At 68.2% G+C, this 23402-nt stretch carries 23 protein-coding genes and 1 pseudogene; 13 read left to right on the top strand and 11 right to left on the bottom strand.

Annotated features, from left to right (window positions below; translation table 11 throughout):
- Positions 1-159 precede the first annotated feature (159 nt).
- From PKB_RS25325 to PKB_RS25340, 4 genes are all read left to right on the top strand, one after another.
- Positions 160-2187: an NADPH-dependent 2,4-dienoyl-CoA reductase gene (locus tag PKB_RS25325; RefSeq protein ID WP_043255582.1), complete on the top strand. Its 2028-nt coding sequence runs from the start codon at positions 160-162 to the stop codon at positions 2185-2187.
- A gap of 156 nt (positions 2188-2343) precedes the next feature.
- On the top strand, positions 2344-2622 hold the full coding sequence (locus tag PKB_RS25330) for a type II toxin-antitoxin system RelE/ParE family toxin (RefSeq protein WP_043255584.1): 279 nt from the start codon (positions 2344-2346) through the stop codon (positions 2620-2622).
- Positions 2623-2637: 15 nt separating this feature from the next.
- Positions 2638-2925, top strand: a complete 288-nt coding sequence (locus PKB_RS25335; protein ID WP_043255585.1) for a HigA family addiction module antitoxin — start codon at positions 2638-2640, stop codon at positions 2923-2925.
- Positions 2926-3137: 212 nt separating this feature from the next.
- On the top strand, positions 3138-3587 hold the full coding sequence (locus tag PKB_RS25340; protein WP_043255586.1) for a DMT family transporter: 450 nt from the start codon (positions 3138-3140) through the stop codon (positions 3585-3587).
- Between the two features lie 5 nt (positions 3588-3592).
- Here PKB_RS25340 and PKB_RS25345 read toward each other — a convergent pair whose 3' ends face one another.
- Complete coding sequence (locus PKB_RS25345; RefSeq protein WP_043255589.1) at positions 3593-4519, bottom strand: LysR family transcriptional regulator; 927 nt, start codon at positions 4517-4519, stop codon at positions 3593-3595.
- A 96-nt stretch (positions 4520-4615) separates the two neighbouring features.
- Between PKB_RS25345 and PKB_RS25350 the strand changes: the two genes are divergently transcribed.
- The 5 genes and pseudogenes from PKB_RS25350 to PKB_RS25370 all read left to right on the top strand — a co-directional run bounded on the left by PKB_RS25350 (position 4616) and on the right by PKB_RS25370 (position 9095).
- Positions 4616-5617 (top strand): zinc-dependent alcohol dehydrogenase family protein, encoded by a 1002-nt coding sequence (locus PKB_RS25350; RefSeq protein ID WP_043255591.1) that lies wholly within the window; start codon positions 4616-4618, stop codon positions 5615-5617.
- Positions 5618-5702: 85 nt separating this feature from the next.
- Entirely contained in the window at positions 5703-6104 is a 402-nt protein-coding gene (locus PKB_RS25355; RefSeq protein ID WP_043255593.1) for a YkgJ family cysteine cluster protein, read from the top strand.
- Between the two features lie 121 nt (positions 6105-6225).
- Positions 6226-7564: pseudogene (locus PKB_RS29410) on the top strand (MATE family efflux transporter); the annotation flags it as partial.
- Between the two features lie 3 nt (positions 7565-7567).
- Complete coding sequence (locus PKB_RS25365; protein WP_043257793.1) at positions 7568-8602, top strand: sensor domain-containing diguanylate cyclase; 1035 nt, start codon at positions 7568-7570, stop codon at positions 8600-8602.
- Positions 8603-8636: 34 nt separating this feature from the next.
- Complete coding sequence (locus PKB_RS25370; RefSeq protein WP_043255596.1) at positions 8637-9095, top strand: DUF2214 family protein; 459 nt, start codon at positions 8637-8639, stop codon at positions 9093-9095.
- On the opposite strand, the gene PKB_RS25375 is transcribed toward PKB_RS25370, so the two are convergent.
- The 3 genes from PKB_RS25375 to PKB_RS25385 are packed head-to-tail and all read right to left on the bottom strand — an operon-like array spanning position 9092 to position 11163.
- Positions 9092-9931, bottom strand: coding sequence for an arylamine N-acetyltransferase family protein (locus tag PKB_RS25375; protein WP_043255597.1), 840 nt, complete (start codon positions 9929-9931; stop codon positions 9092-9094). The genes PKB_RS25370 and PKB_RS25375 overlap by 4 nt on opposite strands.
- A gap of 14 nt (positions 9932-9945) precedes the next feature.
- Positions 9946-10425: a cupin domain-containing protein gene (locus tag PKB_RS25380; protein ID WP_043255599.1), complete on the bottom strand. Its 480-nt coding sequence runs from the start codon at positions 10423-10425 to the stop codon at positions 9946-9948.
- A gap of 3 nt (positions 10426-10428) precedes the next feature.
- Positions 10429-11163, bottom strand: coding sequence for an NAD-dependent epimerase/dehydratase family protein (locus PKB_RS25385; RefSeq protein ID WP_043255600.1), 735 nt, complete (start codon positions 11161-11163; stop codon positions 10429-10431).
- Between the two features lie 185 nt (positions 11164-11348).
- Here PKB_RS25385 and PKB_RS25390 point away from each other — a divergent pair, with 185 nt between their 5' ends.
- Positions 11349-11909 (top strand): NADPH-dependent FMN reductase, encoded by a 561-nt coding sequence (locus PKB_RS25390; RefSeq protein ID WP_043255602.1) that lies wholly within the window; start codon positions 11349-11351, stop codon positions 11907-11909.
- Between the two features lie 102 nt (positions 11910-12011).
- Here PKB_RS25390 and PKB_RS25395 read toward each other — a convergent pair whose 3' ends face one another.
- Both PKB_RS25395 and cbpA read right to left on the bottom strand, forming a co-directional pair.
- Positions 12012-12314, bottom strand: coding sequence for a chaperone modulator CbpM (locus PKB_RS25395; protein ID WP_043255604.1), 303 nt, complete (start codon positions 12312-12314; stop codon positions 12012-12014).
- A complete protein-coding gene (gene cbpA, locus PKB_RS25400) occupies positions 12311-13264 on the bottom strand; it encodes a curved DNA-binding protein (RefSeq protein ID WP_043255606.1) in 954 nt (317 codons plus the stop codon). Before cbpA ends, PKB_RS25395 begins: the two co-directional genes overlap by 4 nt.
- Positions 13265-13386: 122 nt before the next feature.
- On the opposite strand from cbpA, the gene pdxR reads away from it, so the two are divergent.
- Positions 13387-14805, top strand: coding sequence for a MocR-like pyridoxine biosynthesis transcription factor PdxR (gene pdxR / locus PKB_RS25405; protein WP_043255607.1), 1419 nt, complete (start codon positions 13387-13389; stop codon positions 14803-14805).
- A 118-nt stretch (positions 14806-14923) separates the two neighbouring features.
- On the opposite strand, the gene speA is transcribed toward pdxR, so the two are convergent.
- The 4 genes from speA to PKB_RS25425 all read right to left on the bottom strand — a co-directional run bounded on the left by speA (position 14924) and on the right by PKB_RS25425 (position 19288).
- Positions 14924-16837, bottom strand: coding sequence for an arginine decarboxylase (gene speA / locus PKB_RS25410; RefSeq protein WP_043255609.1), 1914 nt, complete (start codon positions 16835-16837; stop codon positions 14924-14926).
- 230 nt (positions 16838-17067) lie between these two features.
- Complete coding sequence (locus tag PKB_RS25415) at positions 17068-17439, bottom strand: translation initiation factor Sui1 (protein ID WP_043255611.1); 372 nt, start codon at positions 17437-17439, stop codon at positions 17068-17070.
- Positions 17440-17681: 242 nt separating this feature from the next.
- Complete coding sequence (locus PKB_RS25420) at positions 17682-18221, bottom strand: NUDIX hydrolase (protein WP_043255612.1); 540 nt, start codon at positions 18219-18221, stop codon at positions 17682-17684.
- Positions 18221-19288 carry a DUF2333 family protein gene (locus PKB_RS25425; protein WP_043255614.1) on the bottom strand — a complete coding sequence of 356 codons (1068 nt, stop codon included), beginning with the start codon at positions 19286-19288 and terminating at the stop codon, positions 18221-18223. Before PKB_RS25425 ends, PKB_RS25420 begins: the two co-directional genes overlap by 1 nt.
- A gap of 251 nt (positions 19289-19539) precedes the next feature.
- Between PKB_RS25425 and PKB_RS25430 the strand changes: the two genes are divergently transcribed.
- Positions 19540-21159, top strand: coding sequence for a GGDEF domain-containing response regulator (locus tag PKB_RS25430; protein WP_043255615.1), 1620 nt, complete (start codon positions 19540-19542; stop codon positions 21157-21159).
- Positions 21160-21259: 100 nt separating this feature from the next.
- Here the strand turns inward: PKB_RS25430 and speB are convergent, their stop codons facing one another.
- Complete coding sequence (speB, locus tag PKB_RS25435) at positions 21260-22225, bottom strand: agmatinase (RefSeq protein ID WP_043255616.1); 966 nt, start codon at positions 22223-22225, stop codon at positions 21260-21262.
- 143 nt (positions 22226-22368) lie between these two features.
- Between speB and PKB_RS25440 the strand changes: the two genes are divergently transcribed.
- Entirely contained in the window at positions 22369-23283 is a 915-nt protein-coding gene (locus PKB_RS25440; protein WP_043255618.1) for a LysR family transcriptional regulator, read from the top strand.
- Positions 23284-23402: the final 119 nt, after the last annotated feature.

The following is a 23402-nucleotide window of genomic DNA, read 5'->3' on the forward strand; positions in this document are numbered from 1 at the left end:
GAAAGCAGCCGCCCCTTGTTTTTTAGTGTGTGCCCGCCACACCCGCTGTCAAGCACCGCGCGGCTTGGCCCAAATGCCCGCAGGGCGCGTCAGCCGGGCCGTTCACCGGCTTCCTGCGAATGCCTATGGTGCAGCCATCGCCCTACCGATGAAGCGACCATGCGCAGCCCAGACACCACCCCCTACCCCCACCTGCTGGCCCCGCTCGACCTGGGGCCGATCCGCCTGCGCAACCGGGTGGTCATGGGCTCCATGCACACCGGCCTGGAAGACCGCCTGTGGGACTTCGGCAAGCTCGCCGCCTACTACCGCGAACGCGCGCGCGGCGGCGTCGGCCTGATCATCACCGGCGGCTTCGCACCCAACCGCGAGGGCTGGCTGCTGCCGCTGGGCAGCGACCTGACCAGCGCCCTGCAGGTGCCGGCGCACCGCCGCCTGACCCAGGCGGTGCAGCGCGAGGGCGGGCGCATCCTGCTGCAGATCCTCCACGCCGGGCGCTACGGCTATCACCCGCTGGTGGTCTCGGCCTCGCCGCTGAAATCGCCGATCAGCTGGTTCGCCCCGCGCGAGCTGTCCGAGCGCGGCATCGCCCGCACCATCGCCGCCTTCAGCCGCTGCGCGCGCCTGGCCAAGGCCGCCGGCTACGACGGCGTGGAGATCATGGGCAGCGAGGGCTACCTGCTGAACCAGTTCCTCTGCCCACGCACCAACCAGCGACGCGACCGCTGGGGCGGCAACCTGGAAAACCGCATGCGCCTGCCGCTGGAGATCGTCCACCGCGTACGGCGCACGGTGGGAGAGCCGTTCGTCATCAGCTACCGCCTGTCGCTGCTCGACCTGGTGGAAGGCGGCAACACCTGGGACGAGGTACGCCAGGTGGCGCTGGCCCTGCAGGACGCCGGCATCGACCTGCTCGACAGCGGCATCGGCTGGCACGAGTCGAGGGTGCCGACCATCGTCACCTCGGTGCCACGGGCGGCCTTCGCCGAAGTCTGCGCGCGCCTGCGCCGCGAGCTGCGCATTCCGCTGATCGCCAGCAACCGCATCAACACGCCGGAAGTCGCCGAACGCCTGCTCGCCGAGGGCCAGGCCGACCTGGTGTCCATGGCCCGCCCGCTGCTGGCCGACCCGCAGTTCGTGCAGAAGGCCGCGGCCGGCCAGCCCGAGCGCATCAACACCTGCATCGCCTGCAACCAGGCCTGCCTCGACCACGCCTTCGCCAACCGCCGCGCCAGCTGCCTGGTCAACCCGCGCGCCGCCTACGAAACCGAACTGCGCTACCGCAAGACCCGCCAGCCCAAGCGCATCGCCGTGATAGGTGCGGGCCCGGCCGGGCTTTCGGCTGCCTGCGTGGCAGCGGAGCGCGGCCACCGGGTCAGCCTGTTCGAGGCCAGCGACGAGATCGGCGGGCAGTTCAACCTGGCCAAGCGCGTCCCCGGCAAGGAGGAATTCCATGAAACGCTGCGCTACTTCGCCGTGCGCCTTGCCGAGCTGGGCGTCGACCTGCAGCTGAACCGGCGCATCGAACGCGGCGAGCTGCTGGGGCAGTTCGACGAGGTGATAGTCGCCACCGGCATCCGCCCGCGCCGCCTGCAATTGCCGGGCATCGAGCATCCCAAGGTGCTCAGCTATCTCGACGTGCTGCGCGGTGCTCCGGTGGGCGAGAAGGTGGCGCTGATCGGCGCCGGCGGCATCGGCTTCGACGTCGCCAGCTTCCTGCTCGCCGAGCGCGACGGCGCGCAAGCGCTGGGCGACTGGCTTGGCGAATGGGGCATCGACCTCGACAACGCCACGCCCGGCGGCCTGCGCGAAGCCCGACCGGTCACTCCCCGACGCCAGCTCTGGCTGCTGCAGCGCAAGAACGGCACGCCCGGCGCCAGCCTGGGCAAGACCAGCGGCTGGGTGCACCGCGCGCACCTGAAACGTCACCAGGTCCGCATGCACGGCGGCGTGGAATACCTGCGCATCGACGACGCCGGCCTGCACATCCGCCTGGACAGCCATGAACTGTGCCTGGCGGTGGACAACGTGGTGATCTGCGTCGGCCAGGAGCCGCTGCTGGAGCTGCAACCGACGCAGGCGGCGGAGAACCTGCGCCACCACGTGATCGGCGGCGCCCGCCTGGCCCGCGAGCTGGATGCCAAGCGCGCGATCCGCGAGGGCGCGGAGCTCGCTGCACGCCTGTGAATCCGCATTTCCCGTAGGAGCGAGCTTGCTCGCGAAAGCTCTTGCGCCAGGGCTGTTCGCAAGCAAGCGCGCTCCTGCGAAAAGCAGCATCGTCCCAGCCATTTCCTACTCGCATCTCGGCCGCATCACTGTAATCTGTTAGATTACAGTCCAGCGATGATCAAGAGCATCCGCCACAAGGGCCTGCGAGCCCTCTACCAACATGGGGATCATCGCGGCGTGCGAGCCGATCACGTGCCCAGGTTGCAACGTATCCTCGCCGCCCTGGACACCGCCCGAAACCCGAAGGAGATGGACCTGCCCGGCTACCGCCTGCATGCGCTGAAAGGTTCGCTGCAGGGATTTTGGGCGGTCAGTGTCTCGGGCAACTGGCGGGTGATCTTCCGCTTCGAAGGCATCGACGCCGAGCTGCTGGACTACCTCGACTACCACTGACCGGAGAGCCGCACCATGGCCATGCATAACCCGCCCCATCCAGGCGACATCCTGCGCGAGGACGTGCTGCCGGAGCTGCGCCTGTCGGTGACCGCCCTGGCCAATCACCTGGGCTTCAGCCGCCCCCACTTGTCCAAGGTGCTCAATGGCCGCGCGCCCGTCAGCGCCGACCTGGCCTGGCGCCTCGAACAGGCCGGGCTGTCCAGTGCCCGCCATTGGCTGGCCATGCAGGCGGCCTACGACCTCTGGCAGGTCAGCCAGCAACCGCACCCGCCGATCCCACGGCTGCAGGCGGTGGCGTAGGGACTGCAGAAGGCCCTCGGTTCGAATCCGCGGTCGGCGGATGCCTCGGTCGAACGGCGTACAACCGCGCACGGGCTCGACTTCGGCGTTGCCGGCAAGCCCGGTTCGACGGCAAGCGGTTGTAAGCCGCACCCCAGTGTCGGCCTGCACGCTCCGACTTGGTGCATACTTGCCGGCTGCTTTTTCCCGCTTCGCTTGCCAAGGAGTTCCCCATGCCCACGCCCCCCTGGTGGCTGTTCGTCCTGCCGCTGATCGCCGGCGCCTGCCTGCCGTTGCAGGCGGGCATCAACGGTCAGTTGGCCAAGCAAGTGTCCAGCGTGCTGGCCGCCGCACTGATTTCCTTCTGCGTCGGCATGCTCGGCCTGCTCGCGCTGACCCTGGCCAACCGCGAGATGCCGACCCTGCAAGCCCTGCGCGGGCTGCAATGGTGGCAGTGGTGCGGCGGCTTCCTCGGTATGTTCTTCATCTTCATCGCGGCCTTCGCTGCACCGCGCGTCGGCGCACTGATGTTCATGGTGCTGGTGCTGGCCGGCCAGCTGGGCATGGCCATGGCGCTGGACCACTTCGGCTGGGCCGGCTTCAAGGAGAACCCGGTCAGCGCCATGAAGCTGGTCGGCCTGGCCGCCATCGCCTTCGGCATCTGGATGATCCGCAAGGGCTGAGCCTTTCAGCCGCCCAGCGCTTCCGGCTCCCAATAGGGCACGCCAGCGAAGCGCTCGGCGAAGAAGTCGCTGAAGGCGCGCACCTTGGGTGCGAGGAAGCGCCCGCTCGGATAGAGCATCCAGATGTGCATCGGCGGCAGTTGCCACTCCGGCAGCACCTGCACCAGTTCCCCCCGGCGCAAGGCTGGTCCGGCGATGAAGGTCGCCGTCAGGGTGATACCCAGGCCGGCCAGCGCAGCCTCCACTAAAGCGCCGCCGTAGTTGGCGCGGATACGGCCGTGCACCGGTACTTCGCAGCGCTCGTCGCCGCGCAGCAGGTGCCAGACATCCCCCTCGCGGAACAGCGAGAAATGCAGGCAACTGTGCTGCGTCAGCTCGTTGGGGTGCTGCGGCATTCCGGCCCGCTCCAAGTATTCCGGACTGGCCACCAGCACCCGCCGGTTCTCCGCCAGGCGCCGCGCCACCAGGCTGGAATCGACCAGTTGGCCGATGCGCATGGCGCAGTCGAAGCCGTCGGCCACCAGGTCGTGCTGGCGGTCGCTCAGGTCCAGGTCGAGGTCCAGTTGCGGATGCCGCGCCAACAGTTCCGGCAGCGCCGGCACCACGTGCAGGCGGCCGAAATGCATCGGCAAGCTGACCCGCAGGCGGCCGCGCACGTTGCCGGCCAGATCCGCCAGGGCCTGGTCGGCATCCTCGAGATCCTCCAGCCAGCGACGGCCACGCTCCAGATAGAGCGCGCCGGCCTCGGTCAGGCTGCCCCGCCGTGTGGTGCGCTGAAGCAGGCGCACACCGACGCGCTGCTCCAGCGCCTGCAGCTTGCGCGACAGCGCCGAGGCGGTCATGCCGAGGTCCTCGGCGGCCTGGATGAAGCTGCCGCGCCGGGCTACGGCAACGAAGGCGAGGATTTCGCTGTAGCGGTCATGGCTTCGCATTGATGTCCTAAACGCAGCAATCAAATGATTAGCGCGTAATTTATCCCGATTCCGTGCACTTCCATACTGGCCGCTCCCACGATCCAGGAGCCAGCCATGCGCGCCTTCCAGCTCACCGGCGACGACCTCGCCAGCCTGCAACCCGTCGAACTCGCGATGCCCGAACCGGGCCCCGGCCAGGTGCTCGTGCACCTGGGCGCCAGCAGCCTGAACTACCGCGACCTGGCCATCGCCCGCCGCCAGTACCTGCCGCAACTGCCGCGCCCGTTGGTACCGCTGTCCGATGCCGCCGGCGAAGTGGTGGCGCTCGGCGCGGGCGTTGACCAGTGGCGTGTCGGCGACCGCGTCACCAGCCACTACACCCCCGCCTGGCAGTCCGGGCGCTTCCTCGCCCACTACGTCGACAGCCGTCCGGGCGGCCCGCGCGACGGCTTGTTGCGCGAGTACGCGGTGTTCGACCAGCACGCCGTCGTAGCCACCCCAGCGCACCTTACCGACGCCGAGGCGGCGACTCTGCCCATCGCCGCGCTGACCGCCTGGAACGTGCTGGAGACCTTCGCCCCGCGCCCCGGCGAGATCGTGCTTCTGCAAGGCAGCGGCGGCGTTGCCCTGTTCGCCCTGCAGTTCGCCCGCCTGCGCGGCGCCGAGGTGTGGATGACCACCGGTTCGCCGGAGAAGACCGATCGCCTGCGCGAGCTGGGCGCCAGCCGCGTGTTCGACGGCCGCGCCGACTGGGGCGCGCAGGTGTTCCAGGCCAGCGGCGGCGGAGTCGACATGGTGCTTGAGCTGGGCGGTTCGAGCAGCCTGCTGCAGTCGCTCCAGGCAATCCGCCCGCAAGGCGGCGTAGCGGTGATCGGCTTCCTCGGCGGCTTCGGCGCCAGCACCGAACTGGTACTGCCGATGCTGGCCAAGCACGCGCGGGTGCAGGCGCTTTCGGTCGGCCACCGGGAAAGCTTCCTGGCGATGAACCGGGCCATCGTCCAGCACCATCTGAAACCGCTGATCGACAGCCGCCATGCCTTCGACCAGGCGCCGGCGGCCTACGAGCGCATGGCCACGGGCCGGCCGTTCGGCAAGCTGGTGATCGAGCACGCCTGAAGCGCTCAGTTCGTCGAAAGGGCGCGCAATCCGCCGGCAAGGTCACTATGATTGCGCGCCTTTCCACCTACCGTGCCGAACCACCATGAGAAAACCGCCGCTGGTCGCCGATGCCGAGCTCGACCGCCTGGAAACCTGGGCCAAGTACACCTCGGGCCTGTGCAGCGACTGCAACGCCACCTGCTGCACCATGCCGGCGGAAGTGCGCATCGGCGACCTGATCCGCCTGGGCGTGGTGGACGAATTCGAACGCGACGAGCCGGCCAAGAACATCGCCAAGCGCCTGACCAAGGAAGGCCTCATCGACCGCTTCAACCAGAAGAGCGGCATCTTCACCCTCGCGCGCTCCAGCCGCGGTGACTGCGTATACCTGGACCCGAAAACGCGCCTGTGCACCGTCTACGCCAAGCGCCCGGACACCTGCCGCAACCACCCGCAGGTCGGCCCGCGTCCGGGCTACTGCGCGTACCGCAAGAAGCGCCCCTGACGCCCACCGACGGCCCGCCAACGCGGGCCTTCGCGTTTCTGCATGGTGCATTTGCCGTGCGACTGTTCCGGCACCGGCACATCCCGCCTCGCTATACTGCGGCGCTGTCCAGGAGCCCCGCATGAACCCACTGAGCGACGCCTGGCGCGACCGACCGACCCACAGCCGGGTCTGGGCCCTGGCCGCGCCGATGATCCTCTCCAACGTCTCGGTCCCGCTGGTCACGCTGGTCGACAGCGCGGTCATCGGCCACCTGCCGCATGCGCATCAACTGGGCGCGGTGGCGGTGGGCGGCAGCCTCTACACGCTGCTGGTGGGCATCCTCGGTTTCCTGCGCATGGGCACCACCGGCTTCGCCGCCCAGGCCGCCGGCCGTAACGACGGCGGCGCGCTGCGCCTGATCCTCGGCCAGGGCCTGCTGCTGGCGATGGGCCTGGCGTTGCTGCTGGGCCTGCTGGCGATTCCGCTGACGCCACTGGCGATGGACCTGATGAACACCTCGCCGGAGCTCGACAGCCTTGCCCGGCAGTTCTTCCACATCCGCCTGTTCGGCCTGCCCGCGGCGCTGGCCAGCTACGCGCTGATCGGCTGGCTGCTGGGTACGCAGAACGCCCGCGGGCCGCTGGCCATCCTGCTGACCACCAACCTGGTGAACGTCGCCCTCGAGCTGCTCTTCGTCCTCGGCCTCGGCTGGGGCGTGGCGGGTGCCGCCAAGGCCTCGGTGATCGCCGAATGGAGCGGCGCGCTGCTCGGCCTGTGGCTGGCTCGCGATGCGCTGCGGCACTTCCCCGGCGTGCCGCAATGGAGCCGCCTGCGCCAGTGGCTGAGCTGGGCGCCGCTGCTGATGGTCAACCGCGACATCTTCATCCGCAGCCTGGCGCTGCAGGGCGTGTTCTTCCTGGTGACCGTGCAGGGTGCGCGCCTGGGCGACGCCACGGTGGCGGCCAACGCGCTGCTGCTCAACGGCTTGATGATCACCTCCTACGCCCTCGACGGCCTGGCCCATGCAGTGGATGGGGGGGGGCCCCCGCCAGTCCCTGCGCCGCTCGCTGATTGTCGCCTGTGGCTGGTCGCTGCTCGCGAGCCTCGGCTTCGTGGCTTTCTTCGGCGCCGCCGGGCATCTGTTCATCGCCTTGCAGAGCGATATTGCGGAAGTCCGCGCGGTGGCCGACCAGTACCTGCCCTACCTCGCCGTGCTGCCGCTGATCGGCATGTGGAGCTACCTGCTCGACGGCCTGTTCATCGGCGCGACCCGCGCCCGCGAAATGCGCAATGCCATGCTCCTGGCCTGCGTCGTCAGCCTGCCGCTGGGCTGGCTGCTGCAGGGACTGGGCAACCACGGTCTCTGGCTGGCTTTTCTATGCTTCATGTTGCTGCGCGGTCTGATCCTCGCCGGCTACGCCTGGCGCCTGACGCGCCGGGATGCCTGGATCGGCCTGCCATCCACCTGCCCCGGAGGAACGATGCTCGCTTGCCCCATGCCCGCCGATGAAAGCTGCCGCCTGCAGGCGCTGGAAGAGATGGCCGTGCTCGATACGCCGGCCGAGCACTACCTGGATACCCTGGTGCAGCTGACCCAGGACCTGTCCCGCGTACAGACCGTGCTGATCAGCCTGATCGACCAGGATCGCCAGTGGTTCAAGGCCCGCGTCGGCCTGGACGCCAGCGAGACGCGCCGCGACATCTCCTTTTGCGGCCACGCCATCCTCAGCACGGACCCGCTGGTGGTGCCCGACGCCCGCCAGGACGAGCGCTTCGCCGACAACCCGCTGGTGCTCGGCCCGCCTTTCATCCGCTTCTATGCCGGCCAGCCGCTGCACGCCGCCAACGGCCAGCCCATCGGTACCCTGTGCATGCTCGACCCACAGCCGCGCACGTTGCGCGAGAGCGAGATGGCCCACTTCCAGCAGCTCGCCACTCTCGCCGAAGGCTACCTGCAGCTGCGCGCACTGCTGCAGCGCAACCAGGCCCTGCGCCAGGCGGTGGATCGCGAACAGCGCCGCGCCCTGCTCGACTCGCTGACCCAGCTGTGGAACCGCAGCGCCCTGGCCCTGCTGCACCCGCGCGAGTCCGCCATGGCGCAGGAGCGGCAACAGCAGCTGGGTGTCATCTATGCCGACCTCGACCACTTCAAGTCGATCAACGACCGCTTCGGCCACGACACCGGCGATGCCGTGCTCTGCGAATCCGCGCGTCGGCTGCGTGCCGCGCTGCGCCCGGACGACCTGCTGGTGCGCCAGGGCGGCGAGGAATTCGTCGCCCTGCTGCGCGTGCAGGACGCCGCCGAGCTGCAGCGCATTGCCGAGCGCATGCGCGTGGCCATCGGCGGCAAGCCTTTCGCACTGGACAGCGGCCCGTTGCCGGTGACCCTCAGCCTGGGTTGTACGCTGGCCCGCCCGCAGGAGACGCTCGATGCCGGCCTCAAGCGTGCCGACGGCGCGCTCTACCGGGCCAAGCACGGCGGCCGCGACCGCGTGGAATTCACCGCCATCGACTAACCTGCGTCATCCCCCACGACAAGGAACGCCCAACATGGCCGCAGCCCTGGTTGCCTACCTGCACTTTCTCTCGCTGTTCGTGATGTTCGCCCTGCTGGTGCTGGAGCACCGTCTGTTCAAGCTGCCGCTGGATACCCAGCGCGCGCGCAGCCTGGTGATCATCGACCTGGCCTACGGCGCCAGCGCCGGCGTCGTACTGCTCAGCGGCATCGCCCGCGCGGTGTGGTTCGCCAAGGGCCTGGACTACTACCTGCACAACGCCGCCTTCCATGCCCTGGTCGGGCTCTTCGTGGTGGTGGCGCTGCTGTCGATCTACCCGACCCTGACCTTCCTCAACTGGCGCCACGCGCTGCAGGCCGGCCAGGTGCCGGAAGTCAGCGCCGCGCAGGGCAAGCGCGTGACCATGGTGATCCGCGTGGAACTGCTGGCCATGCTGGTCCTCGCCCTGCTGGCCAGCCTGATGGCCCACGGCATCGGCGTCATCGCCAACTAGCCCCGCAGCAACGGCAGCAGGCGCTCGCGCAGCAGTTCGGCATCGGCCGGCGGCAGGCCGAGGCGGAAGCGCGAGCGCAACAATTCGATCAGTTCGTCGACATCGGTAATCACCCGCTGCGTCGTGCGACCGTCGGCGCTGCGCACCCCGAATACGCCGTCGAGCAGCGTCAGACGGCGGTCCTCCTCGCTGATCGCGACCTTCAGCGAACGGCGAAATACGCTCTGCGGATGGGTCGAGGTGAACCAGTTGCGCGGCTGGTAATCGAGCCAGTGCTGTTCCTGCAGGGTGAAGCGGTAGAGCCCCGCCCAGCCGCTGGACGTGCGCAGGGCCAACTCCAGCTCGTCGCCCTCGTGCACGGCAACGCGCCAGCCACCGGGCTGCTCCTCGCCGATGCGCAGCGGCAGGGCCCGCGGCGGGTTGGCCCCGCCAAAGCCGACATCCACCAGGCAAGGCCCCTCCTCCAGTTCGACACGCAGCAACAGGTGGCTCTGCTGGGTACGTTCGGCATCCGCCGGCAGCCCCCAGCGCACCCGCGCGACCAGCAGGCGCACGTCGAAGCCGAGGCTGACCAGCAGGCGCGCAAACAGGCTGTTCAGCTCGAAGCAGTATCCGCCACGCCAACCCTCGATGACCTTGGCGAACACCGCGTCGGGGTCGATCTGCACCGGCCGCTCCAGCAGCACGCTGAGGTTCTCGAACGGCAATTGGTGCAGCGATGCGTCTATCAGGCGGTCGAGACTTTCGCGCGTTGCGGGAAACGCCTGGAGTGGCAAACCGAGGCGCAGAAGGCAGGCCTGCAATTGCTCGGGCGTGAAAGGATCGAAGGGGGTCATGGGGCTCTCCCTGCTCATGGGGAATGGGGGTGGTCTTCGGGAATCGTCAGCGGGCCACAGCCTTCGTCGGTGACGAAGGTCGCCAATAGCTGCGCCGGCTCATCGCGGCTCGCATTTTCGGCGAACAGGTGCAGCGCACCGCGCGGCTCGAACCAGGTCTGGCCGACACCATAGGTGTGCGGCGGCTCGCCCTCCATGCGCGAGCGCACCTGGCCGCGCAGCACGTAGGCGGTCAGCGCGCCGGGATGACGATGCGCTGGGGTGTAGGCGCCGGGCGGGAAGTCGACGAGCACGCTGGTCATCACCTTGCCGGGAACTTCTGCCAGCGGCTCGCAGGACAGCACGGTCACCTTCGTCTGCGGCCGCGCTCCGGCTTCCTCCGCCGAACTCTCGGCCTGCTGCAGCGGCGGCAGCAAGGCCGTACCCAGCGCCAGCACAGCGAGCAGCGCCAGCGGCCAGAGGCTCGCCGAGCGCTGCAAAGCGGCAGTGTTCATGGCTCAGGCCTCCTGCAGACGGAAGCCCGGCTGCCAGCCGAGCCGGTAGCGGGCCAGCGCGGCGCTGGCGTCGAGGTCCTGCTCGACCAGGTTGTAGGCCCCCGGCGTGCCCCATTCCAGGGCCAGCAGGGCCGCGCGCGCGGCATCATCGACGTGCAGTGCCGGGCGCGGATCGGGGATATCGAAGCCTGTGCCCGGGCCATAAAGCCGGCCATAACGCAGCACCACGCCTTGCACAGGGTCGGCGCGGAGCACGGTGTTCTCAAGCGCGGCGACGCCCCCCACGGTGATGGCACGGGCGCCCTCGGCAGAGAGGTCGAGCGGCTGCTCTTCGCGGTGCGGCAACTCACCCGGCGCGTAGGCCCAGGCGATGCTCTGCGCCACCAGGCGCTGCGCGCCCGCAGCGCGCGCAGCGGCGACCAGATTGGCGGTGCCTTCGCGGCGTATCCGAGCATTGCGCACCGTGGCCTCGGCCATTTCTGTCGGGTCCAGGCCGGGCGGCAGGTCGGTGAGCTGGTGCATCACCCACTGCGGCTGGAAATCGAGCATGGCGCGGGTCAGCGCTTCACCGTCGAAGACGTCCAGCACCTGCGCCTCGGCGCCGGCTGCGCGCAGCGCGGCGGCCCGTTGCTCGTCACGACTGATCGCCAGTACCCGATAGCCGCGCGCCAGCAACAGCGGCAGCAGACGCCGGCCAACGGCGCCACTGGCACCGGCAAAGAAGACTTTCGCGCACATGTTCGACCTCGACTGGAAAGTGGTGGATGGTCGCCACTCTAGGTCAGCCATGACTCAGTCCACAGAGCCAAGAATCGTACGGATGACTAGGACATAGGGCACTCACCGACATGCAGCCGCTCTAGGCCGAACTTTGTCGTCTATAACCAAAAGTTCCGATTCGTCCCGCAACGAGGAAACGCCCCATGAGCAAAGTCTTCGACGTCGCCGTAGTGGTCGGCAGCCTGCGCAAGCAATCCCTCAATCGCAAGGTGGCGCTGGCCCTGGCCGCCCTCGCGCCGCCGAGCCTGAAGCTGGAGATCGTCGAGATCGGCGACCTGCCGCTGTACAGCGAAGATATCGACGGCGACAACCCGCCGGCGGCCTACACCGCGTTCCGCGAGCGCATCCGCCGCGCCGACGCGCTGCTCTTCGTCACCCCGGAATACAACCGCTCGGTGCCGGCACCGATGAAGAACGCCATCGACGTCGGCTCGCGGCCCTACGGAAAGAGCGCCTGGGGCGGCAAGCCGGGTGCGGTGGTCAGCGCCTCGCCGGGGGCCATCGGCGGCTTTGGCGCCAACCACCACCTGCGCCAGTCGCTGGTGTTCCTCGACGTGCCCTGCATGCAGCAGCCGGAAACCTACCTGGGCGGCGCCGGCAGCTTCTTCGATGACGCCGGGCAGCCGAACGACCAGGTCAAGCCGTTCCTGCAGACCATCATCAACAGCTACGCCGCCTGGGTGGAGAAGATCGCCGGGGCGTAAGGCGTTGCTCTTCGTAGGAGCGAGGGGGACGCCCAGTCATTGCTCGTGAACAGCCCCGCAGCGGAGTCGGTTCGCGAGCAAGCTCGCTCCTACACAAGCCCCTCACTCTTGCTCGTACCGCGACAGCCGCCGGCGCAGCCGTTCGTTCTCCGCGCGCAGCGCCTCCACCTCGTCGAGCAGACGCAGGGCCAGGGCAATGGCCGGCCAGTCCAGCTCGAGTTCGCGCTGCAGGCGTGCCGCACGACGCAAAACGAGCACCGACTCGGCGGCGAACAACCAGGTTTCGCCGCGTCTTTCCTGCGGCTCGACGATGCCGACCTCGATGATTTCCAGCAGCGTCTCGCGCGGCAGCCTGGCGCATTCGCAGAGCTCATCGAACTCCAGGGTGAACAGGACTTCGGTCATGGCCGTTTACTCCATTCGCGACGCGGGTCGAAGGCCGCCTTGGCGGCCAGTTCCTCCCACAGTTTGCGTGTATCGCCTTCAGCGGCACCCTTGGGCATGACGATCTTCAGCACCGCGTAGAGATCGCCCGCGGCATCGCCGCCCTTACCCGCCAAGCCCTTGCCGCGGATGCGCAAGCGCTGCCCGGCCTGGCTGCCCGGCGGCACGCTGAGGGCGATGCGGCCGGCCAGGGTCGGCACTTCGACCTTTGCCCCCAGCGCCGCTTCCCAGGGCGCCAGCGGCACGCTGACCAACAGGTCGCGGCCGTCGACGTCGAACAGCGGGTGTGGCGCCAGGCGAATGATCAGGTAGAGGTCGCCCGCCGGACCGCCGTTTGCGCCTGCGCCGCCCTGCCCCTTCAGGCGGATGCGCTCGCCATCCACCGCACCCGGCGGGATGCGCACCTTCAGGTGCTTCTCCACGTCCGGCTGGCGCCGGCCGTATTCGTGGGGGGCGGGAAAGCCGAAGCTGACCGGGTGCGGCTCGCCGGACTGCAGTTCCTCGAGGAACAGTGGCACCTCCAGCTCGATGTCGCGGCCGCGCCGCTCGCGGGGGCGCTGTTGCCCCTGGGCGCCGGCCCGCGCGCCGAAGATCGACTCGAAGAAATCGGAGAAGTCGCGCTCCTGGAAATGCTCGGCGCCCTCGAACCCGCCGGACGGCTGCCAGCCTGGCGGTGCCTCGAACTTCTCGCGGTTGCCGTATTGGCGCAGCTGGTCGTATTCGGCGCGCTTCTCCGGGCTCTTCAGGACTTCATAGGCCTCGGCGACTTCCTTAAAGCGCTCTTCCGCGTTGGCTTCCTTGCTGACGTCCGGGTGATATTTGCGCGCCAGCTTGCGGTAGGCGCTCTTGATCGTCTTTTCATCAGCGTCCGGGGCCACGCCCAGCGCCGCATAGTAGTCCTTGAACTCCATCGCCTTCGCTCCCGGGTCTGGAATGGCAAGCCTAGTCGCTAGGAGTTCAGCTGTGCAGCCGGGACGACTGACGCAGGTCATGGCATAGTCGATCCCCCACATTCCAGACATCGAGCAAGGCCATGTCAGAGCCCCTCGCCCTGCGCCTCGACCCGAGCCTGGCGCAGCCGATCTACCGGCAGATCTACGAGCGCTTCAAGGAAGCCATTGCCCGCGGCACCCTGCGCCCTGGCGAGCGCGTGCCGCCGGTGCGCGGCCTGGCCGGCGAGCTGGGCGTGGCGCGCGGCACCGTGGAACTGGCCTACCAGCTGCTGACCAGCGAGGGCTACCTGCTGGCGCGCGGGCCGGCCGGCACGGTGGTCTCCCCGCAACTGAGCGGGCGCGATACCACGCCCTCGCCACACAAGGCACCGCCGACTGCACCGGCGTTGCCCGGCCTGATCGCCCATGGCCCCGGCATCCGCCCCTTCCAGCTCGGCCTGCCGGCACTGGATGCCTTCCCCCGCGCCCTCTGGTCGCGCCTCGCCGGCCGGCGCTTGCGCCACACCCTGCCGGGCGAGCTGGCGTATCCCGACCCATGCGGCTTCGGCCCGCTGCGCGAGGCGCTGGCCGGCTATCTCAGCGTCTCCCGCGGGATCGCCTGCGAACCGGCGCAGGTGCTGATCTGCGCCGGCTACCAGGGCGCGCTGGACCTGATCACTCGCACCCTTCTGCAACCGGGCGACGCCGTCTGGCACGAAGACCCCGGCTATCCACGAGGCCGCCAATTGATGGCGGCGGCGGGCGCAACGCTGGTGCCGGTGCCGGTGGATAACGATGGGCTGTGCGTATCGGAAGGCGAACGTCGCGCCCCGCAGGCGCGCTTCGCGCTGGTCACGCCGTCACAGCAGAGCCCCACCGGTGTAGCGCTGAGCCTGCCACGCCGCCTGGCACTGCTGGACTGGGCCGAGCGCAGCGGCGCCTGGATCGTCGAGGACGACTACGACAGCGAGTACCGCTATGCCAGCTTCCCCCTGCCAGCCCTGAAGAGCCTCGACCGCCAGGGCCGCGTGCTCTACACCGGCACCTTCAGCAAGGTGCTGTTTCCGGCCCTGCGCCTGGGCTACCTGGTGGTGCCGAAGGACCTGCTGCCAGACTTCGTGCGCAGCCAGCAGGTGTTCGCCTCGGGCTGCTCGGAGCTGCTGCAGGCGACACTCTGCGACTTCTTCGTCGAAGGCCATTTCTCCCGCCACCTGAAACGCACCCGGACGCTCTACGCCGAACGCCGGCAGATGCTGCGCAGCGCCCTGGAACAGCGCCTGGGCGAAGCCATGCACTTCGACGATCTCCCAGGCGGCCTGCACCTGATCGGCCGAATCGGAGGCGACGACCGCGCCATCGCCCAACGCGCCCACGCCGCCGGCCTCGGCCTGCAGGCGCTGAACAGCTGGTGCGTGGAGGCCCGCCGCGAGCCGGCGCTGGTGATGAGCTTCACGAACGTGAAAAGCGCGCCGGAAGCGGCCGAACTGGCCAAGCGCGTGGCGGAGGTGATGGAAATGTAGGAGCGAGCTTGCTCGCGAACGGCTCCTTCGCGGAGCTCGGTTCGCGAGCAAGCTCGCTCCTACGAAGAGCAAGAGCCGCGCCGCAAAGGAAAGGCCCCGCCGAGGCGGGGCTTTTTCATCAGGACGACAGGTACGCCGAACGGGTCAGGCCCAGGCGCAGCGCGTCGAGGAACTGCGTGCGTTCGCGCGCGGTGAGCTTGGCCCCGGCCACCTTGTCGCGGTAGTGGGTCATCAGCTCCTCGGGCGACAGGTGCACGTAGCGCAGCATGTCCTCGATGGTGTCGTGGGTCTCGATGCCGGCGTGGGAGAAGCTGCCGTCGGCGTTCTGGTAGACGTTCACCGAGTCGGTGTCGCCGAACAGGTTGTGCATGTCGCCGAGGATCTCCTGGTAGGCGCCGACCAGGAACACGCCGATCATGTAGTCCTCGCCTTCCTTCACGTCGTGCACCGGCAGGCTGGTCTCGATGCTCTGCTCGTCGACGTACTGGGTGATCTTGCCGTCGGAGTCGCAGGTCAGGTCCTGCAGCACCGCGCGGCGCAGCGGCTCCTCGTCCAGGCGATGGATCGGCAGGATCGGCAGCACCTGCCCGATCGCCCAGGTGTCCGGCAGGCTCTGGAACACCGAGAAGTTGCAGATGTACTTGTCGGCGAGCTTGTCGTTGAGCTCGTCGATCACCTGGCGGTGCGAGCGCTGGCGGGCCTTGAGCTGGTTGTGCAGGCGCCGGCAGATGGCGAAGTAGCACTGCTCGGCCAGGGCCTTCTGCGCCAGGTTGATCTTGCCCTCGGCGTACTGCGCGGCGGCATCGCTCATGTAGTGGGTGGCGCGCCAGTAGGTCTCGGTGACCATCTCGGCGTCGGTCGGGCCGAGCAGGTCGGCCAGCCACTGGACGATTTCCGGCTGTTCGGCGAGATCGCTGATCTTGGGTTGCTCGTCGTTGTGCCGCTCGACGTCGGTGACCTGGGTGATCAGCACCGCGTGGTGCGCGGTCAGCGCGCGGCCGCTTTCGGAGAAGATGTGCGGATGCGGCAGGCCCTGCGCGTCGCAGAACTCCTTGAGCATGCCGACCACCACACCGGCGTAGTCGTCGATGTCGTAGTTGATCGAGCTGGCATTGCGCGAGTGGGTGCCGTCGTAGTCCACGCCCAGGCCGCCGCCGACGTCCACGTGGTCCACCGGCAGGCCGAGGGCACGCAGTTCGCCGTAGTAGCGGATGGCTTCCTTGAAGCCGTGCTGGTAGTCGGCCAGGTTGGCGATCTGCGAGCCCATGTGGAAGTGCAGCAGGCGCACGCCCTGGTCCAGGCCGGCCGCGCGGAAGCGCTCGACCACCGACAGCAGCTGCGCGGCGGAAAGACCGAACTTGGCCTTCTCGCCACCGGTATCGGCCCATTTCGAGGACGCCAGCGAGGACAGCCGCACGCGCAGGCCAACCTGCGGCAGCACGCCGATGTGCTCGGCTTCCTCGATCACCAGCTGAACCTCGGACTCCTTCTCGATGACGATGAAGACGTTGTGCCCGAGCTTCTGCCCCATCAGCGCCAGCTTGATGAACTCGCGGTCCTTGTAGCCGTTGCAAACGATGGTGCCGCCCTTGGGCGCCAGCGCCAGCACCGCCATGAGCTCCGGCTTGGAGCCGGCTTCCAGGCCGATGGAGACGTTCTGCGTGGCGATGATGCTTTCCACCACCGCTTCCTGCTGGTTGACCTTGATCGGGTACAGCGCGGTGTAGCGGCTGCTGTACTCCAGGCGCGCGATGTTGGCGTCGAAGGCGCCGGTCAGCTTGCGCACGCGGTCCTGCAGGATGTCGGGGAAGCGCACCAGCAGCGGCAGCGACAGGCCCGCCTCACGCAACTGGCCGACCAGCGCGTGAAGATCGATCGGCTGGGAGTCGGAGCCCTGCGGGCGCACCTCGACATTGCCGGCTTCGTTGATCGCGAAGTAGCCAGCGCCCCAATGGCGAATTCCATACATGCTGCGGCTGTCCGCCACAGTCCAGTTGCTGCCGTCGTCTTTGCGGGTCCGTCTAGCGGCCATGCGCGCGTGTCTCCTCAAAAAAGGTCGGGCGCCCGGCGGGATGTGCGCGGGCACCGATAAGCCTAAACGTCGGGTATGACGTTGCCGTGTTGACCACCACCACTGGCGGTAGTTTAGGAAAGCGCGACGAACTCGCGAGCGCGACGCATCTCCCATCTAGGGAACGGGCTGGCCGGTGTGCGCGACAAAAGCCACGACACCTAACCCGTTCCCTGCAGGGGAGAGGCGGATCAGCCGCCGGATTTCTTCGCCTTGAGCCCGCGCTTGGTCAGCTCTTCGAGGAGCAGTTCGACGTGGTCGCCCTGGATCTCGATGATGCCGTCCTTCAGCGCGCCACCCGTTCCGCAGCGTTTCTTCAGGGCGGTGGCCAGGTCCTTCAGGGCGTCTTCGGCCAGCGGCACGCCGCTCACCGTGGTCACGGTCTTGCCACCGCGGCCCTTGGTTTCACGGCGCACGCGGGCAATGCCGTCGCCGGCCGGGATCACGGCCTGCTTGCAGATGCACGCAGCAATGGGCTGATTGCAGTCCGGGCAATGCCGGCCGGAATCAGTGGAGTAGACGAGCCCGCCAAGGGCGGACAGGGAGGAAGCTTTCTTGACCACCGGGCGTTTCCCCAGGATTGGCCTCTAAGGGCCAGGTCAACGAATGATCGGCTGGCGCCGACCGCGACGCCCCACTCAGGCAGGGGCTGCGCTATTCCCGCCGGAGGACCCGGGCGGAAAGGTCGCGCAATGTACCAGCATTGCGGCCGATTGCTAAGGGCAGAAATGCGTCATTGATCGGTGATTTGGCGACATGTCCGAAAACGCCCTCTCCCGCGAGCGGGAGAGGCGCTCTAGAGAATTCAGACCTGCGACAGATAAAGCCGCAGCGATTGCAGCGAGTCCGGGCAGTAGAGCGCACCGGCCTCGGCTTCGGCGAGGGCCAGCCGCGGTTCGATGAACTTCGCCTCCAGCACTTCTTCCGGCTGCAGCCGCAGCGGACCGTCCCAGACCGCGGAGAACACCGCGCACCACAGGCGGTTGCCCGGCTCGTCGAAGAGGAAGGTGCCGTGCTCGCGCAGCTCGACGCCACTCACACCCAGCTCCTCTTCCAGCTCGCGGCTGGCCGACAGCGCGTAGCTTTCGTCGGCCTGCACCATGCCGCCGGCGGCGGCGTCCCAGTAGCCCGGGTACACCGCCTTGCTCAGGCTGCGCCGGTGCACGCAGAGCTGCCCGGCGGAATTGAACAGCAGGATGAAGGTGCCACGGCCGATCAGCCCGCGTTCGCGCAGCTCGGCGCGCGGCAGCGAACCGAGCAGTTGGTCACGCTCGTCGACCCAGGCGATCTGCTCGCGGTCCGAGGCCGCGCGATGGGCGGCCTCGGCAGCGCTGATGAGGTCCATCAACCCTGCGCCAGCAGTTGCCGCAGATCGATGATCGCGGCGTTGGCGCGGGAGATGTAGTTCGCCATCACCAGCGAGTGGTTGGCCAGCACGCCGAAGCCACTGCCATTGAGCACCATCGGGCTCCACAGCGGCTCCTGGGTCGCCTCCAGTTCGCGGATGATCTGGCGCACGCTGACGGTGGCGTTCTTCTTCGCCAGCACGTCGGCGAAGTCGACCTCGATGGCGCGCAGCAGGTGCGACAGCGCCCAGGCCTGGCCGCGCGCTTCGTAGAAGACGTTGTCGATCTGCAGCCACGGGGTTTCCTGCAGCTCTTCGTCGACTTGCGGCGCCTGGCCGGGAGCCAGCGGCGTGGTGGGCTTGATGTTGGTGTTCAGCTTGACCCGGCCGACGCTGGCCGAGAGCCGCTGCGACATCGAGCCCAGACGGGTGGAAACGTCGCCCAGCCAGTTGTTCAGGCTGTCGGCGCGAGCATAGAACTGCGCCTTGGGCTCTTGCGCGGAAAGCCGCACGAGGTACCGATCGAGCGATTTGACGCCTTCGCCGTACTCCGACTCGGAAGACGGCAGCGCCCAGCTCTTGTTGTCGAAGTTGAAGCGCGGTTCGGCGCGCGCGAGGTCAGCGTCCTCGGTGGACTGCGACTGCGAACGGGCGAAGTCCTTGCGCAAGGCGCGGGAGAAGTCGCGCACCTGGACCAGCACGCCGTATTCCCAGCTGGGCATGTTGTCCAGCCACAGGCCCGGCGGGAAGATGTCGTTGGAGAGGTAGCCGCCCGGCTTGTTCAGCAGGACCGTGACCACTTCCTTAAGGGTTTCCACGGTGGTGTAGCCCACCACCATCTGCCGGCTGGCACGCTCGGCCGCCTGCTGCGCATGCTGCTGCACGGGGAAGAGATCCGGCTCGCGGCTCCAGTACCAGCCGACCAGGCCGGCGGCGACCAGGTAGGCGCCCAGCAGGCCGCCGAGCACTCGGGTCAGCCAGGGGCCGCCGAAATAGGCGCGCACATCGTCAACCCTGTCGTCGACCTGTTCGCGCACCGAGCTGCGGCGATTCTTCCAGTTCCACATGGCAAAGTCCTTGCGTATCGAATAACGGAAAGGGTTGGACCACGCATCGCGCCAGCGGTTGCCCACGACGCCCGGCGATCCAGGGGCCACTAGGATGCCGCACTCGGCTCCCGAAGGGCAGCCTACCCTCTGCATGGCCTGTGTGACGATCCTTGACCGACATCACTGGCATTGCCCGCGCCAACTGGTAGCATGATGCCATCATAGCGGCCGTTTCCCCGACGGCCGCGCCATTTTATAAGAAGCGCGCCATGACCGAGCACGACGATCCCAGCCGCGACCGTTTGAAGCACCATTTCGCCCAACGCGTGATTCACCAGGCCCGACACCTGCTGGAGATCTGGCAGAACCTCTCGCGCTCGGAATGGAACAGCGCCGGCATGGCCGACCTGCGCGAGGCCGCCCTGCGCCTGCAGCGCCACGCCGAGCGCTTCGAGCAGGCCGAGCACGCGCAGCTGGCAGCATCGGTATGCGCTTGCCTGGATGCGGTGCAGGACAACCGCGGCCGCCTGACCAGCGAGCTGATCAGCGAATTCAACCGCCTGATGCAGCGCCTCTCGCGCACCGGGCTGCGGCATGGCGACCAGCTCGAACAGACCCAGCTGCCGCCCCTGCGCAAGCCGGTCTACCTGGCGCTGCAGGACGTCGAACGCGCTGAGCGCCTGAGCCAGCAGCTGGAGTTCTTCGGCCTGCACGCGCAGCCCTGCGACAGCGCCAACGCCTTCCGCTCGGCCATGGCCGAACGGCATCCCGCCGCGCTGGTGATGGACATCGACTTCGCTGGCGCCGGCAACGGCCTGGGCCTGGCCGAGGAAGTCCAGGCAGGCCTGGCGCATAAACTGCCGGTGCTGTTCTTCAGCCACACCGAGACCGACACGCCGACCCGCCTGGCAGCCGCGCGCGCCGGCGGCCAGGACTTCTTCAGCGGCACCCTGGACGCTTCTGGGGTCCTGGAGAAGATCGAGACCCTGACCCGCGTCGCCCACTACGACCCGTTCCGCGTACTCATCGTCGATGACTCGCGGGCCCAGGCCACGCACACGGAAATGGTCCTCAACGGCGCCGGTATCGTCACCCGCGCCCTCACCGCGCCGCTGTCGGTGATGGCCGAACTCGCCGAGTTCCAGCCCGACCTGATCATCCTCGACATGTACATGCCCGAGTGCCTGGGCACCGAGCTGGCCAAGGTGATCCGCCAGCACGAGCGCTACGTCAGCGTGCCGATCATCTACCTGTCGGCCGAGGACGACCTGGACAAGCAGCTGGACGCCATGAGCGAAGGCGGCGACGACTTCCTCACCAAGCCGATCAAGCCGCGCCACCTGATCGCCACCGTGCGCAACCGCGCGGCGCGCGCCCGCAGCCTGAAGGCGCGGATGGTGCGCGACAGCCTCACCGGGCTGTTCAACCACACCCACACCCTGCAGCTGCTCGACGACGCCTGCTATCGCTCGCGCCGCGAAGGCCAGCCGCTGACCTTCGCCATGCTCGATATCGACCACTTCAAGAAGGTCAACGACACCTACGGCCACCCCATGGGCGACCGCGTGATCAAGAGCCTGGCGCTGTTCCTCAAGCAACGGCTGCGCAAGACCGACCACATCGGCCGCTATGGCGGCGAGGAGTTCGCCGTGGTGCTGCCGGACACCGACGCAGAGTCCGCGGTACGGGTGCTGGAGGAAATCCGCCAGCGCTTCGCCGAGATCCGCTACCCGGCACACCCCAACGACCTGACCTGCACCTTCAGCTGCGGCATCGCCCAACTGATCGACCCGATGGACGTCACCACCCTGGCCAAGCGCGCCGACGAGGCGCTGTACCGCGCCAAGCACGGCGGGCGCAACCGGGTGGAGCTGTTCGAACACCTGTAGGAGCGAGCTTGCTCGCGAACGGGCCTCGCTGCGGAATCGGTTCGCGAGCCAGCTCGCTCCTACGAAGAGCCCGCCATTTGCGGCTTTACGCCGTCGTCTATCAGGTGCGCTCGCCCAGCTTGTGCCGCGCCGCGTACAGGCAAACCATCTCCATCGCCAGGGTCGCACCGGCCAGCGCGGTGATCTCGGCGTTGTCGTAAGGCGGCGCCACTTCGACCACATCCATGCCCACCACGTTGATGCCGCGCAGGCCGCGGAGGATCTCCAGCGCCTGGCTCGAAGTCAGGCCGCCGCACACCGGCGTGCCGGTACCGGGGGCGAAGGCCGGGTCCAGGCAGTCGATGTCGAAGGTCAGGTACACCGGGTTGTCACCGACCCGCGCGCGGATCAGCTCGGCGATCTGCTCGGGGCCCTGGCGATGCACCTGGCGCGCATCCAGCACCTGGAAGCCCATCACGTCATCGTTGGTGGTGCGCAGCCCCACCTGCACCGAGCGGGACGGGTCGACCAATCCCTCGCGGGCCGCGTGATAGAACATGGTGCCGTGGTCGATGCGCTGCACTTCCTCGTCCGGCCAGGTATCGCTGTGCGCATCGAAGTGGATCAGCGACAGCGGGCCGTGCTTGGCGGCGTGGGCCTTGAGCAGCGGATAGCTGATGAAATGGTCGCCGCCCAGGGTCAGCAGGCCGCAGCCGGCGTCGAGGATGCGCGCGGCGTGAGCCTGGATGGCCGCCGGGGTGTCCTGCGGGGTGCCGTGGTCGAAGGCACAGTCGCCGTAGTCGATCACTGCAAGGTGATCGAAGGGATCGAACTCCCAGGGATAATGCCGGGCCCAGGCCATCTGCACCGAAGCCGCACGAATCGCCCGCGGTCCGAAACGGCTGCCCGGACGGTTGGTGGTGGCGGTGTCGAAGGGCACGCCGCTGACCACCAGGTCGACGCCGCGCAGGTCGCGGCTGTAGCGCCGGCGCATGAAGCTGGTGATGCCGGCATAGGTGGATTCCGCAGCGGTGCCGTAGAGGCTGTCGCGGGTGAGCGCCTGGTCGTTTTCGTGGGCCTGGTCCATGGGATTCCTCAGCTAGGCAGTCATTTCGAATAGGGGCTTCCGTCGAAGCGGGCCTTGGGGACAAGATGCCCGGCGCTTTACTTTGCAAAAATACAAAGTTAATAAATTTGGCATTTCGCCAAGCCAATGATTGGAATCCCGCCATGCTCAGCCAAGTGCGCGACCTCGACCTGCAGCTGCTGCGCCTCTTCGTCACCGTCGTCGAATGCGGCGGCTTCAGCGCCGCCCAGGGCGAGCTTGGGCTGAGCCAGCCGAGCATCAGCATCCAGATGGCCAAGCTGGAGACACGCCTGGGCTACCGCCTGTGCGAACGCGGCAAGGGCGGCTTCCGCCTGACCACCAAGGGCGAAAGCCTGCTGCAGGCCACGCGACGACTGTTCGTCGCCATCGAAGGTTTTCGAAGCGAGGCCCAGGGCGTCGCCGAGAAACTCCTCGGCGAGGTGCGCATCGGCATCTCCGAAGGGCTGGACGCCAGCGTGCTGCTGAAGGTCTCCGAGGCCATCCGCGTATTCCGCCAGCGCGACCAAGCGGTAACCCTGGAGCTTCTTAGCGGCATGCCGGCTGAGCTCGAACGCCTGCTGCTGCAGGGGCGCCTGCACCTGGCCATCGGCTATTTCTCCGGCTACCAGGGCGCGCTGCAGCACCAGCCGCTATTCGTCGAACAGCAGTCTCTGTACTGCGGCAAAGGCCATCCGCTGTTCGAGCAGGATGAGCCGGCGCCCGAGTTGATCGCCGAAGCCGACATGGTCCGCCACCCCTACCGCTTCGTCGCCGCCGCCGAGCCGCTGCAGGCCCGCCTGAGCAGCGCGCGCAGCGAACAGGTGGACGGCTGCCTGGCCTTCATCCTCTCGGGCCAGCACATCGGCTACCTACCGGTGCACGTCGCCGCGCCCTGGGTCGAACGCGGACTGTTGCGCGCGCTGCGTCCGGGCGAGCTGGATTTCCGCGTGTCCTTCAGCCTCACCCGGCACCGCGGACGACAAGCCGATGCGGCCGAGCGCGCGTTCGTCGAAGACCTCTGCGCAACCTTCGGCGTCGAGCCCGGCGCGGCGGAATGACGCGGCTGGGGAACCCCGAGGCGCCAACGCCTGTCGCACTGCCGCCGCCCACTCCCTGACACACCCGCGCCTCGCCGGGCTGGCCAGGGCCCGGGCGCATTCGGCTATCATGCCGCCAC

It is taken from the genome of Pseudomonas knackmussii B13, assembly GCF_000689415.1.
Lineage (GTDB): Bacteria > Pseudomonadota > Gammaproteobacteria > Pseudomonadales > Pseudomonadaceae > Pseudomonas > Pseudomonas knackmussii.